Here is a 13340-nt window from a genome sequence, read left to right on the forward strand (position 1 = left end):
TGGCGCGCCCGGAACGATTCGAACGTCCGACCCTCAGATTCGTAGTCTGATGCTCTATCCAGCTGAGCTACGGGCGCGCTGTTGCCCTACGGCAAGGGCGCGGAACCTAGTCGGGCCGGCGGGGGTTGGCAAGCCGGGGCGAGAAGAAAATTTCGCCCCGGCCGATTTTCTTTTCAGAGCCCCGGAAGACGGCCGCCGAGCCCCTTCAGGATCGTCCCGCCGACGCCCGGCGCGCCGAAGGGCGACTTGCTCTTCTGGCCGCCCTGCCCCTGCGGATCGCCGCGCTGATCGCCGCCGTCGGCGTCGTCGTCGGCCATGCCCATCGCGCCGGGCGTCTGCATGCCCAGCATGCCGCCGGTCTGCGACTTGTAGCGGACCTTGAGGGTCCAATCGATGTTCCAGGCCGTCTTCGGATCGGCGGGCCTCGGCGGATAGGAGATGTTGGTCTCGCCGCCATAGGCCGCCAGTTGGACCATCGCCTGGGGCGCGGCCTTCACGACCTCGACCGGGATGGTGCAGCTCGTCGTGGTCGGCGCCATCAGCGCCTTGGACGCGACCAGCCGCTGGATGTCGCCGTTGCTGAGATAGTCGGGCAGCGCGAAGGCCGAGGCCTGCACCTGGCTGGACGACCACAGCACGACCGTCTCGTCGGCGCTGGCGCCCATGGCCACGGCCAGGTAACCGCGGGCGTTCCCGAGCGCGTTCCAGGCCAGTTGACCCGATCCCGACGGGTTCACCAGGTTGCGGGTCAGGTTCAGCGGCCCCAGGAAGTCCTGCTCGGCCGCCAGGGCGAACTTGATGTCGGGCGTGTAGTTGCCGCGGATCAGGTGGTCGCCGACCAGCGAGCCGTTCCCCGGCACCGTGGTGCGGGTCTTCTCGTTGGGCCATTCGCCATAGGTCGTGCTGCGGCCCGGCGCGGGCGGCTGCATCGGCGAGCCGAAGGTGGCCGCCAGCGACTGCAGGCCGGCCGGAACCTGGCCCGCGGCCACCTTGGCGAAGTCGATGACGACCGGCTGGCCCGGCCCCGCGTGCTCGCCGCAGCCCCAGTAGATCAGCATCCTGCCCTTGGGCTTGTAGCCCTCCGGCATGGCGTAGGGCGTCTCGCGCACCGGGCCGGGAGCCTTGGGCGACAGCAGCGGCAGGCTCTCGCCGGCCCGCAGGGCGCTGGGCGGCAGGTGCTCGGCGGCCGGCGCGCCGCTCGCCGTGCGCGAGGTCCCAAGCTGCAGGGTCAGGGACTTGGAGACGTTCGAGCCGCCGCCCATCATCGCGCCCATCATGGCCCCCATCGAGGGTCGCCCGCCGCCGGCGCCCATGGCCCCGAAGCCGGTCAGGGTCTGGGCGCTCATCCAGTAGGTGGCGACCGGGCCGGTCACCTGTTGCGCGGGCTGCGCCTGCGCGCCCGTGGCCAGCAGGCCGGCGCCGGCCAGGACGGCCGTCGTTCTCACCCAGATCATGGGCCTGTCTCCATCCAGGAACTCTAAGAACGCGGGTCTTCGAACTCTATGCGCAGCCGCAGCGTTCGCCAATCGCTGAAACGCCGAAACCTGCGAAGCCCTATCCCTGCAGGTCGCGCCAGCTTCTGGAGCCCGGCCAGCCCTGGGCCGCATGGACGCCGCGCGCCACCGCCCGGGCCAGCACGTCGGCCGCCAGCGCGCCGATCCGGGCCACCGTGAAGTCGGCCTGCGCGCCCAGCAGCCGGCGGGCGGTGGAGAGCGCGAAGACCACGTCGCCGTCGAAGGGCGCGTGGACCGGCCGGATGGCGCGGGCCAGGCCGTCCTGGGCCATGATCGCCACCCGCCGGGCCTGGGCCGGGGTCAGGGCCACGTCGGTGGCCACGCAGGCGATGGTGGTGTTCATCCGCGCCTTCGGGTCGGACTTGGCCAGGCCCCAGTCGTCGGCGGCGGCCGCGAGGCCCGCCGCGCCCAGGCCGCCGAACTCGTCGCCGACCTCGTAGGGCGCCGCCCAGAAGGTCCGCCCGCCCGGCGCCACCACCGAGCCGAACGCATTGACGCAGACCAGGGCGCCGACGCTGATCCCGTCGGCCGTGACGATCGAGGCCGAGCCGGTCCCGCCCTTCAGGCCCCCCGCCATCGCGCCATAGCCGGCGCCCGCCGTCCCGAGCTCGACGTCCAGGCCCGCAGCCAGCACCGCCTCGCGCCCCAGCCGGCGATAGGGCGAGTCCTCGCCCCACGCCTTGTCGCCGCCGTTGGCGAGGTCATAGAGGATCGCCGAGGGCACGACCGGCGAGCGCGGGACCCCGGCGGCGCTGACCAGGCCATAGCCGCGTCCCTGCGCCCCCAGCCAGGCCACGACCCCGTCCGCCGCCGCCAGGCCGTAGACCGAGCCGCCCGACAGCACGACGGCGTCGATGGCCTCGACCAGGTTCTCCGGGGCCAGGGCGTCGGTCTCGCGGGTGCCCGGGCCGCCCCCGCGCACGTCGCAGCCGGCCACGGCGCGCTCGTCGGGCAGGATGACGCTGACCCCGGTGCGGACGGCGGCGTCGCCGGCCTGGCCGACCTTCAGGCCGGGCACATCGGTGATCAGGTTGCGCGCTCCGGGCGCAGCGGCGGGGTTCTGGCTCATAATCGGCATCGAAAGCACGGCGGCGCATTTGTTGTCCACGCGCGGATGGCTATGGTGGCGCTCTCCTCCCCTCCGCCTCCGATGGGTTCCAAGTGCTTCAGCTCCAGCGTTTCGCCGCCCTTCCGCTTGCCCTGGCCCTTGCGGCCTGCGCCACGACCACCAGGGAGGCGCCCGCGCCGGCCCCCGCGGCCGCCGCCGCCGGCCCCCAGGTCATGGTCGCCGCCGCCAACCCGCTGGCGGTGGAGGCGGGCCTCGACGTGCTGCGCAAGGGCGGCTCGGCGGTGGACGCCGCGGTGGCCGTGCAGTCGGTGCTGAGCCTGGTGGAGCCGCAGAGCTCGGGCGTCGGCGGCGGCGCCTTCATGACCTACTACGACGCCAAAACGAAGAAGGTGGTCGCCTATAACGGCCGCGAGACCGCCCCGGCCGGCGCGACCGAGGACATGTTCCTGGACAGCGCGGGCAAGCCGCTGCCGTTCCCCGTCGCGGTGACCAGCGGCAAGGCGACCGGCGTGCCCGGCGCGGTGGCCATGCTGGCCATGGCCCAGGCCCAGCACGGCAAGCTGGCCTGGAAGGACCTGTTCGACGACGCCGAGCGCCTGGCCGCCGACGGCTTCGTGGTCAGCCCGCGCCTGGCCGGCATGATCGCCAGCCCCTTCCCCCAGGCCGGCACGCCCGACGCGGCGGCCTATTTCACCAAGCCCGACGGCCAGCGCTATCAGGCCGGCGACGTCCTGAAGAACCCCGCCTACGCCCAGACGGTCCGCAAGATCGCCGCCGAGGGCCCCAAGGCGCTGCTGGAAGGCGCCATCGCCGAGGCCATCGTCGCCAAGGTGCACGAAGGCCCGCTGCCCGGGACGATCACCCTGGCCGACCTGAAGTCCTACAAGCCGAAGGCGGGCGAGGCCGTCTGCCGGCCCTACCGCCTCTACGTCGTCTGCGTGCCCGACGCCCCGTCCAGCGGCGCGGCGCTGCTGGAGGCGCTCGGCATCCTTTCGCACACCGATATCGACAAGCGCGGCCCGGGCGATCCCCAGGCCTGGTTCCTGTTCGCCCAGGCCAGCCGCCTGATGTACGCCGACCGCGACCGCTACTTCGGCGACCCGGACTTCACGCCCGTGCCGATCGAGGGCCTGCTGGAAGACAGCTACGTCGCCCAGCGTGCGACCCTGATCGGCGACGTCGCCGGCCCGGCCCCGGCGCCCGGCGCGCCGCGCGGCGCCGGCGCCCTGGCCCCCGACGCCACCCGCGAGCCGGGCGGCACCTCGCACTTCGTGATCGTCGACGCCGACGGCGACGTGGTCTCGATGACCACCACGGTCGAGAGCATCTTCGGCACCGGCCGCATGGTCGGCGGCTTCTTCCTGAACAACCAGCTCACCGACTTCTCCTGGGCCCCGGCCAACGCCGACGGGACCAAGGCCGCCAACGCCGTGGCGCCGGGCAAGCGTCCGCGCTCCTCCATGGCGCCGACCATCGTGCTGGACCGCGAGGGACGCTTCGTGGCGGCCATCGGCTCGCCGGGCGGCAACTCGATCCTGGCCTACAACCTCAAGGCCCTGGTCGCGATCCTGGACTGGAAGATGAGCGTGGCCGACGCCTTCGCCCTGCCCAACCTGATCGCCCGCGGCGACAGCATCGCCTCCGAGCCGGCCCGCTACGCGCCCGGCGTGGTCGACGCCCTGGCCGCCAAGGGGATCGCCTTCAAGGGCAGCGGCGGCGAGGGCTCCGGCCTGCACGGCGTCATGGTCACCCCGCAGGGCCTGCAAGGCGGCGCCGACGACCGCCGCGAAGGCGTCGCGAAGGGCTTCTAGACTTCCCGGGTCTTGCTGCGCCGGCGCTTCGGCGTCGGCGCCTTGGTCGGGGCGCCGGGCAGCCGCAGCTCGAACACCGAGCCCTGCGGCCCGGTCTCGGCCAGGGCCAGGTCGCCGCCGTGGCCCTGGGCCAGCTCGCGGGCGATGGCCAGGCCAAGCCCCGCGCCGCCCGGCCGGGTCGAACCGGCGAAGGGCTGGAACAGCCGCTCGCGCGCCCGCTCCGACACGCCCGGCCCGTTGTCGGCCAGGCGGATGACGCTGACGCCGTCCTCCTCGAACAGCGAGACCTGGACCGAGCCGGGGGTCTCGCGGCCGGCCTGCTGCTCGATCGCCTGGCGCGCATTGCGCATCAGGTTGACCAGGATGCGGTGCAACTGGTCCGGGTCGGCGTTGACCTGGTCGGCGCGGTCCACCAGCGAGATCAGCCGCACGCCCTCGGGCGAGAGCCGCGCCTCCTCCTCGGCCCCCTCCAGGATCTGCGACAGCAGCACCGGGCGCGCATCGGGCGCGGCCTCTTCGGTCTTGCCATAGGCCAGCACGTCGCTGGCCAGCTTCACCGCCCGGTCCAGCGCCCGCTCCAGGCGCGGCATGGCCTGGGTCACCTGCGGGTCCTTCAGCGCCGCCAGCCGCTCCGACGCGATCTGGGCGCTGGTCAGCATGTTGCGCAGGTCGTGGTTGATCTTGGCCACCGCCTCGCCCAGCGCGGCCAGGCGGGCGCGCGACTGCAGGGCCGCGCGCAGCTCCTCCTGCATCCGCTCCAACTGCACCTCGGCGCGGCCGACCTCGTCGCGGCGGCCGGAGGGGGCGATGTGCGCGGCGGTGTCCTCCGGATCGGCCGCGAACCGCTCCATCGAGCGGGTGATCCGCTGCATCGGGCGGACCAGGAAGTAGTTGAGCGACAGGTAAACCAGCCCGCCTGCCAGAAACGAGACGAAGCCCATGATCGCCAGCAGCCGCCAGAGATAGGCGGTCAGCTCGGCCTTCAGCTCGGTGTCGGGCGCGACGACCTCGATGAACTGGGCCCTGTAGAAGCGCGGCTCGGCGATCACCCGCACCATCCGCCCGTCGGCGCCGCCGAACAGGGTCTGGAACGGCGCCGACAGCCAGGAGGCCGGCGCCTGGTCGCGCAGGTCGACCAGATAGGGCGGCTCTTCCAGGCGCGGCCCCGGGACCTTCAGGAATCGGTTGCCGTCGTTGTCCAGCACCGCGACGGTCTGGACGCCCGCCACTTCGCGCAACTGCGAGGCGAGGTTCTCGCTGAGGATCTGGTCGGGCGCGACCTCGGTGGCCATCGAGGCCAGTTCGGCGGCCCGCACCCGGTCCAGCAGCCACTGCTCCTCGAACGAGGCCAGGGCCGCGGGCAATGCGATGGCGCTGGCGCCCGCCACGAACAGTATGGTCAGAAGCAGCAGACGTGCCGACAGGCCGCCCGGCCAGAAAAAGCGACGCGTGGGCGGCTTTTTGGGCGCCGAAGGAGAGGGGGCGTCCGCCATGACGACTCCCCCGTTACTGCACCCGGAACGGTTCGGCAACGCAGGGGCGCCCGAAAGCGTAGCCAATTCCGTGGGAAAGCCTCAGCATTGACCTCAATTCGCGCCCACAGCCTGGGCGACGGAGGCGAAGCCGTCGCGGCGCAGGCAGGCGGCCAGGTCGCGCTTGACACGGGTGACCAGGCCCGGACCGCCGAACACCATGGCCGAATAGAGCTGCACCGCCGAGGCGCCGGCCCGGATCTTGGCGTAGGCGTCCTGGCCCGAACCGACGCCGCCGGCGCCGATCAGCGCCACCCGTCCCGCCGCGGCCTGGGCGAAGGCCCCCAGCATCTGGGTCGAGAGCGCCGTCAGCGGCGCGCCCGAGAGCCCGCCGGCCTCGCCCGCGAACTTCGAGGCCAGGTGCGGGCGGCTGATGGTGGTGTTGGAGACGATGATCCCCTCCAGGCCGTTGGCCGCCACCGTCTCGACGATCGCCTCGACCTCGCCGTCCTCCAGGTCGGGGGCGACCTTCAGGAACATCGGGACCCGGCCCGCCGCCGGCAGCGAATCGCGCGCCGCCGCCAGCCGGCCCAGCAGGTCCTCCAGCGCCGCCCTGGTCTGCAGGGCGCGAAGGCCCGGCGTGTTGGGCGAGGAGATGTTGATCGTGAAATAGGACGCCAGGCCCCACAGCCGGGTCAGGCCGGTGACATAGTCGGCGATGCGGTCTTCGGCGTCCTTGTTGGCGCCGATATTGGCCCCGACCACGCCGGGCCCGCGCCGCGCCAGCCGGGCGGCGAAGGCTTCCAGGCCCTCGTTGTTGAAGCCCATGCGGTTGATCACCGCCTGGTCCTCGGTCAGGCGGAACAGGCGCGGGCGCGGATTGCCGGCCTGGGCCAGCGGCGTGACCGTGCCGCACTCCACGAAGCCGAAGCCGGCGGCCAGCATGGGGCCGAACACCTCGGCGTTCTTGTCGAAGCCGGGGGCCAGGCCCACGCAGTTGGGCAGCTTCAGGCCCGCGACCTCGGTGGCCAGGATCGGATCGTCTGCGCCGCCGCGCGAGCCCAGGCCCAGGGCCAGCAGGCGGATGGTCAGGCGGTGGGCGTCCTCCGGGTCGAGGACGTGCATGGCGCGGGCGGCGATGTCGTGCAGGCTCATGCCAATGTCCCCAGTTGCGGAACGCCGTCCTGCGCCAGCGGCGCTTCCGTCACGGCCAGCACCTTGTCGGCGGCCAGCGGGCCGTAGAGGTGCGGAAAGAGGTCGCCGCCGCGCGAGGGCTCCCAGACCAGGGCCGGGCCCAGGTCGTCGGCCTCGAGCTCGAGCACCACCAGGTCGGCCTGGCCCGCGAAGTGCCGGCGGGCGGTCTCGGCCGCCTGGGCCGCGGTCGAGAAGTGGATGAAGCCGTCGGCCAGGTCGACCGCCGAGCCCTCGAACACGCCGGCGGCCTTGGCCTGCGTCCATTCCGTGCGGGCCAGGATCTTGTAGATGCGTCCCACGGCTCAGCCCCTCGGGAAGAACAGGCCGTCATAGGACGGGCGGCCGGCCGCATCGAACAGGAACACCGCCGCCGCCGCGGTCGGGAAGGCCGCGTGCGCCCGGGCGATCAGCGGCGCGGGCGAGCCGCCTTCCGAGAGCAGACGGATGGTCAGCTCCTGCAGGCCCGGATTGTGCCCGACCACCATCACCGTGCGCGAGGACTGGCCCGCCGCCTCGGCCAGCTCGCGCACGACGCGCTCCTCGGCCAGGTACAGCAACTGCTCGGTGCGCGAGGCGCTGTTGGGGAACGCCGCCTGGGCCGAGGCCCAGGTCTCGCGCGTGCGCTTGGCCGGCGAGACCAGCACGATGTCGGGGATGAGGCCCAGGTCCGCGAGGTTCGCAGCCATGGCCGCCGTTTCACGGACGCCGCGGTCGGTGAGCTTGCGGTCGAAATCCTCGCCGCTCTTGGAGTCACGCTCCGCCTTGCCGTGGCGCAAGAGAATAAGCCGGTCCATGAACGCTCCGCCACGCTCCTTGCTGTTTGACGCGCCCCCGAGCGCTGCTTGAAAGGTGTCATAGCCGGCCAAAGCCGATACGCGAAGCTGTTGACAGCGAAAGAGCTTGGCGGTCCAAGCGGCGCATGAGCGCGATTGCGATCCCGAAGGTCGAAACCGGCGGCGGCCTGCATAGCTTTCCCGCCGACCAGCCGCTGCGCCTGGACTCCGGCGCGCTGCTCAGCCCGCTGGAGATCGCCTACAAGACCTACGGCGCGCTCAACGCCGACAAGTCCAACGCCGTGCTGGTCTGCCACGCCCTGACCGGCGACCAGCACGCGGCCTCGCCCCACCCCGTCACCGGCAAGCCCGGATGGTGGGACCGCGTCATCGGCCCTGGCCTGCCGCTCGATCCCGAGCGCTACTTCATCATCGCCACCAACGTCGTCGGCGGCTGCATGGGCTCCACCGGCCCGGCCTCGCTGAACCCGGCGACGGGCGAGCCCTACGCCCTCTCCTTCCCGGTGATCACCATCGCCGACATGGTGCGCGCCCAGGCCATGCTGATCGAGGCCCTGGGCATCGAGACCCTGTTCGCCGTGGTCGGCGGCTCGATGGGCGGCATGCAGGTCCTGCAATGGGCCGCCGACTATCCAGACAAGCTGTTCTCGGCCATCTGCATCGCCGCGGCGGCCCGCCACTCGGCCCAGAACATCGCCTTCCACGAGGTCGGCCGCCAGGCGATCATGGCCGATCCCGACTGGCGCGGCGGGGCCTATCAACTGGCCGGCGTGCGGCCGGAAAAGGGTCTGGCCGTCGCGCGCATGGCCGCGCATATCACCTATCTCTCCGAGCCGGCCCTGCAGCGGAAGTTCGGCCGCGAGCTGCAGCGCGACGGCCTGTCGTGGGGCTTCGACGCCGACTTCCAGGTGGAGAGCTACCTGCGCCACCAGGGCGCCAGCTTCGTCGACCGCTTCGACGCCAACTCCTATCTCTACATCACCCGGGCGCTGGACTATTTCGACCTCGGCGCGCGGTGCGGCGGGGTGCTGGCCGAGTGCTTCCGCAAGGCGCGGCGCGTGCGCTTCTGCGTGCTGTCGTTCTCGTCGGACTGGCTCTATTCCACCGCCGAGAGCCGCGACATCGTCCGCGCGCTCAACGCCGCCGGCTGCCGCGCGTCCTTCGCCGAGATCGAGACCGACAAGGGCCACGACGCCTTCTTCCTGGACGAGCCGGTGCTGGATTCGGCCCTGCGCGGCTTCCTGGCCTCCGCGGCCGACAAGCGGGGCCTTGCGTGACGTCCATCCGCGACGACTTCAGGGAAATCCTCCGGATGGTGCGCCCGCGCGCGCGGGTGCTCGACGTCGGCTGCGGCGAAGGCGAGCTGCTGGAGCTGCTGACCGCCGAGAAGGAGATCGACGGCCAGGGCCTGGAGCTGTCGCGCGAGGGCGTCGCCGCCTGCCTGGCGCGGGGGCTGGCCGTGGTGCAGGGCGACGCCGACCACGACCTCGACAACTTCCCGACCAAGGCCTTCGACTACGCGGTGCTGTCCAAGACCCTGCAGCAGGTGCGCGATCCCAAGCACGTGCTGTCCGAACTGCTGCGCATCGCCGACCGTGCGGTGGTCTCGCTGCCGAACTTCGGGCACTGGCGGGTGCGCATGGACCTGCTGACCAAGGGCCGGATGCCCGAGACCAAGTCCCTGCCCGAACCGTGGTGGTCGACGCCGAACATCCACCTCTGCACCCTGCGCGACTTCACCGCGCTCTGCGACGACCTGGAGCTGAGGATCGACGCCTGCGCCTCGCTCGTGCCGGGCAAGCCGGCGCGGCAGATCGATCCTTCGCGTCCGATCGAGAACTGGCGGGCGGAAAACGCCCTCTTCCTGCTCAGCCGAAAGGCGGAGCCGGCGCCTCCAAGCACGCCGGCCCCGCCCCCGGGCAGCCTCTTCGAATAGCGGCGGGCGACGGGGGGACCATCCGCCCTGGGGAAGCGCCGCCTAGGAGAGCCACTTGGGCTGCGGGCGTCCCGCCGCAGCCATCAGGCTGAGGAGCGCCAGGCTCCCCTCGAAGAGGCAGAAGCCGGCCACGAACAGGACCGGCGTCTCCACGATGGCGCTGGGCTCGACGATCACGAGCGCAACGCCGGAACCGAGACAGACGACGGCCCCGGCCAGGGCCGCCCACGACCGCCAGAGCGGGGGGCGCCCGTAGGTGCGGCGGGCGACGCCGACCAGGCCGGCGGCGATCGCCAGCAGACCTCCAAGCAAGAGCGTCATCTGAACCACAGCTCCACGCGACTAGAACAGGAAGCGGACCACCACCCGGCCGTCATAGGCCTCGTAGTCGTCGCGGTACTCGCCGCCCCCCTCGACCGCGAAGTCGAAGTATTGGCCCTGGCCGCGCAGGGCCAGGCGCACCACCGGCCCGCCGCCCGACAGGTCGGGGGCGGCCAGGCTGAAGGCAGGACCTCCGGCGACGAAGCGGGCGGTCGTGACGTCCACCCCGTCGCCGGCTGCCTGACGCCAGCCGGCGGTCAGCTCGGGAACCCAGACAAAGGCGCTCTCCTCACCGAAGCGGGCTCCGAGGGTGAGGCCGGCGAAGGCGCTGAGCTGGTTGCTCGAACGCTCGTCGATCGAAAGGTCCATCGCCCCGCCGCCGCCGGACTCGGTCCGGTCGTTTTCCTTCAGCATGAAGTAGTCGGCGGTGGCCTGGGGCTTGAAGTAGAGGCGGCCGAGATCGAACAGGTAGGAGAGGCCCGCGTGGGCGGCGAAGGTCAGGCCGCTCCAGTCGGACTTGGCTTCCTTGTTCAGGCCCGCGGCCGGATCGGACAGCACCCGGGTGCTCTTCAGCGACGCATAGCCGCCGTTGAGGCCCAGGTTGGCGGTCAGGCCGCCGGCCGTGTCGCGCCAGTAGACCCCGGCCGAGAACACCTGCCCGCCCAGCGACTCGGCGGCCGAGGCGAAGGCGTCGTCGACATTGACGTTCACGAAGCTGGTCATCAGGCCCAGCGTGCCGATGCCGGTGTACGGGGCCTCGATGCCGCCGGCCAGGCCGAAGCCGTCGGCGTCGTACTTGGTGGTGCGGTCGACGTCGCGCTTCACCAGGAAGGCGATCTCCTGGGTCCAGACGCGCAGGCCCTCGCCGGTCAACTGGCCGTCGCTCTCGTCGATCGCGCGGTTGGTGGCGTCCGACGCCGCCGCCAGGGTGTGGAACAGGCTGCCCGTGAAGTCGGGCAGGAACTGGTCGTAGAGGCCGGTGAAGCCCTTCTCGTCGGTCTTGCTCAGCAGCGCGTCGCGGACCGTGGCGTCACGGTCGAAGTTGGCGAACACCGCATCGTAGGCCGCGGCCTCGGCGGTGTTGAGGCCGGCCTCCGAGGCCGTGCGCCGGCGCACGTCGGCCAGCAGCGAGTTGTTGGCCTGGTCGACCCGCAGCTCGGACTTGTAGAGCCACGGCGTCGAGCCCAGCAGGCTCTCGTCGAGGGTCCCGGCGGTCAGGGCCCCTGCCTTGATCAGGGTGAAGGTCGCCGGCGCGTCCAGCTTCGAGGTGAAGCGCAGGCCCACCTTCGCGCCGGTGGCCAGGTCGGCCGCCCCGGCGACATTGAGGCTGGTCGACTTGCCCGCCGCCGGGTCGGCGGTCAGCACCAGTTCGCCGGTCGAGCCGAGCGACAGCGAGGTCAGGTTGATGGTGTCGGCGTTGGTCGCGGTCAGGCGGCCCTTGGCGACGTTGACCGTCAGGCCGCCGCCGGCGTCGGTCAGGGCGCCGGTCATCCTGGCGCCGCCGTCGATCACCAGGGCGTCGGCCCCCGAGCCGAACGCCACGGCGCCGTCCAGCGTGCCGGCCAGCAGTTCGAGCCGCCCGGCGCCCGAGCCGAACAGCACGTCGCCGACGATGGCCGGGGTCACCGAGGTCGAGGCGTTCGGGCCCTGGCGCACGGTCACGCCGGCGGTGTTGGCGCGCAGGTCGAGGGCGACGGCCTTGCCGGTGATCGCCTGGGTCTTGTCGGTGGGCGAGAACCCGGCGGCGATGGTCCTGACGTTCTCGATCAGGCTCAGCGAGCCGGACGCGTCGAGGATCGCGGTCGCCGAGCCCTGGGTTCCGGTGATCGCCGCGGTGATGTCGCCGGAGTTGCCGAGGTAGCTGACGCCCGCGCCGGCGTCGATCTGCACCGCGCGGACGTCCACCGCGTCGGTCGCCGAGGCCGACGCCTTGATGGCCCCGCCGTCGACGATGATCTTCGGGGTGCTGGCGCCCGAGCCGAGGCGCAGGCCGACCGCCCCGGCCTTGGCCGCCGTGGCGCTGACCGTGCCGGAGACGCGAACGCCGCCGTCGACGACGACGTCGCCGCCCAGGCCGCCCACCTGGACCGCCGTGGCCGAGAACCCGTCATAGATCCCCAGCGCCTGGGCCGTGCCCTTGATGTTGAGGCCGTAGGCGTTGGTGTCGGTCCCGCCGACGCCCAGCCGCACGGCCCGCGCGTCCGAGCCGATCTGGATCGCCGGGGCCGAGCCGAGCGAGGTGACCGCGCCGGTGGTCTCCTGGGCGTCGGGAATACCGTCCTTGTCCTCGTCGGGATCGTCCTTGTCGAGGTCCGCCGGGGGCGCGTCGACCACGACGCCGCCGAGCACGTCGCCGCGCACCCGCACCGCCGGGCCGCCGACCAGCAGGTCGTCGGCGTCCAGCTTGGCGACGGCCGCGTCGGCCCCGCGCGTGGTGTAGCGGAAGCCGGTGGCGGTGATCGCATTGCCCAGCACCAGCTTGCCGCCGATGTCGTCGTCGGTCGCCACCGCGACGTTGTCCTGGCCCTGGACGGTCACCGCCCCGAGGATCGCCACGTCGCCGCCGACCGTGCTGGCCGTGTGGACGCCATAGGACCGGTCGCCGGTCACGGTGATCGCGCCGGCCGTGCGGACCGAACCGTCGATCGCCGTCTCGACCGAGATCCCCGCCGAGTCGGCGCCCTCGATGGTGATCGAGCCGCCCACCTGGGCCACCTCGCCATGGAACGCCGCCGGCCCGGTCACGCGGATGCCGTAGCGGCGCGCGCCGGTGGCGAACGGACCGTCCAGGTCCCCGTCGCCGTCGGCGTCCTTGATCTCGGTGGTCTCGTCGATGACGATCGTGCCCGCGTGCCTGACGCTGCCCGTCGTTCCGCCCAGCACCAGGATGCCGGTGGCGTCGTCGACGTTCGAGAACTTGATCGTCCCCTCGTTGGTCACCGTGTTGTCGCTGTTCAGCGTGACCGCGGCGCCGGCGGACGTCGGCTGGACCGTCCCGGCGCTGGTGATCTTGATGTCGTCGCGCGCCCCGCTGGCGGCGGTGGCGGTGGCGACGGGGGTCGAGACGGACGTCGAGATGACGGTTTCGGCCTGGGCCGCGCCCGCCAGGAGGCAAAGCGGCGATGCGGCGGCGAACAGGACGTGGCGAAGGCGCATGATCACTCCAGTCAGACCTCACGACGTGGCTTGCGGCCACAGGTCCATGTTATGATAAGGACGAGGCGTTACA

Annotated in this window: 11 protein-coding genes and 1 tRNA gene; 3 read left to right on the plus strand and 9 right to left on the minus strand. The window is 72.2% G+C overall.

From position 1 onward, the window contains the following. From RTL41_RS20145 to RTL41_RS20155, 3 genes are all read right to left on the minus strand, one after another. Positions 1-77: transfer RNA gene (locus tag RTL41_RS20145), tRNA-Arg, on the minus strand. Positions 78-173: 96 nt separating this feature from the next. Then, entirely contained in the window at positions 174-1454 is a 1281-nt protein-coding gene (locus RTL41_RS20150; RefSeq protein WP_312167060.1) for a hypothetical protein, read from the minus strand. A gap of 100 nt (positions 1455-1554) precedes the next feature. Beyond that, positions 1555-2583, minus strand: coding sequence for a P1 family peptidase (locus RTL41_RS20155; protein WP_312167062.1), 1029 nt, complete (start codon positions 2581-2583; stop codon positions 1555-1557). Positions 2584-2675: 92 nt separating this feature from the next. Here RTL41_RS20155 and ggt point away from each other — a divergent pair, with 92 nt between their 5' ends. Beyond that, positions 2676-4394 (plus strand): gamma-glutamyltransferase, encoded by a 1719-nt coding sequence (ggt, locus tag RTL41_RS20160; RefSeq protein WP_312167064.1) that lies wholly within the window; start codon positions 2676-2678, stop codon positions 4392-4394. On the opposite strand, the gene RTL41_RS20165 is transcribed toward ggt, so the two are convergent. The 4 genes from RTL41_RS20165 to RTL41_RS20180 all read right to left on the minus strand — a co-directional run bounded on the left by RTL41_RS20165 (position 4391) and on the right by RTL41_RS20180 (position 7854). Then, positions 4391-5887, minus strand: coding sequence for a HAMP domain-containing sensor histidine kinase (locus tag RTL41_RS20165; protein ID WP_312167066.1), 1497 nt, complete (start codon positions 5885-5887; stop codon positions 4391-4393). The genes ggt and RTL41_RS20165 overlap by 4 nt on opposite strands. Positions 5888-5980: 93 nt before the next feature. After that, positions 5981-7021: a quinone-dependent dihydroorotate dehydrogenase gene (locus RTL41_RS20170; protein ID WP_312167067.1), complete on the minus strand. Its 1041-nt coding sequence runs from the start codon at positions 7019-7021 to the stop codon at positions 5981-5983. Continuing rightward, positions 7018-7359: a DUF952 domain-containing protein gene (locus tag RTL41_RS20175; RefSeq protein ID WP_312167069.1), complete on the minus strand. Its 342-nt coding sequence runs from the start codon at positions 7357-7359 to the stop codon at positions 7018-7020. Before RTL41_RS20175 ends, RTL41_RS20170 begins: the two co-directional genes overlap by 4 nt. Before the next feature lie 3 nt (positions 7360-7362). Beyond that, positions 7363-7854, minus strand: coding sequence for a histidine phosphatase family protein (locus tag RTL41_RS20180; RefSeq protein WP_312167070.1), 492 nt, complete (start codon positions 7852-7854; stop codon positions 7363-7365). 125 nt (positions 7855-7979) lie between these two features. On the opposite strand from RTL41_RS20180, the gene RTL41_RS20185 reads away from it, so the two are divergent. Together RTL41_RS20185 and metW are read left to right on the plus strand one after the other, a co-directional pair. Next, a complete protein-coding gene (locus tag RTL41_RS20185; protein ID WP_312167072.1) occupies positions 7980-9131 on the plus strand; it encodes a homoserine O-acetyltransferase in 1152 nt (383 codons plus the stop codon). Further along, entirely contained in the window at positions 9128-9790 is a 663-nt protein-coding gene (gene metW / locus RTL41_RS20190; RefSeq protein WP_312167074.1) for a methionine biosynthesis protein MetW, read from the plus strand. The genes RTL41_RS20185 and metW overlap by 4 nt, the downstream gene beginning before the upstream one ends. Positions 9791-9832: 42 nt before the next feature. Here the strand turns inward: metW and RTL41_RS20195 are convergent, their stop codons facing one another. Both RTL41_RS20195 and RTL41_RS20200 read right to left on the minus strand, forming a co-directional pair. Then, on the minus strand, positions 9833-10111 hold the full coding sequence (locus RTL41_RS20195; RefSeq protein ID WP_312167075.1) for a hypothetical protein: 279 nt from the start codon (positions 10109-10111) through the stop codon (positions 9833-9835). Positions 10112-10132: 21 nt separating this feature from the next. Next, positions 10133-13267 carry an autotransporter domain-containing protein gene (locus tag RTL41_RS20200; RefSeq protein ID WP_312167076.1) on the minus strand — a complete coding sequence of 1045 codons (3135 nt, stop codon included), beginning with the start codon at positions 13265-13267 and terminating at the stop codon, positions 10133-10135. Between the last annotated feature and the right edge of the window lie 73 nt (positions 13268-13340).

This window comes from Phenylobacterium sp. (assembly GCF_031984885.1).
GTDB lineage: Bacteria > Pseudomonadota > Alphaproteobacteria > Caulobacterales > Caulobacteraceae > Phenylobacterium.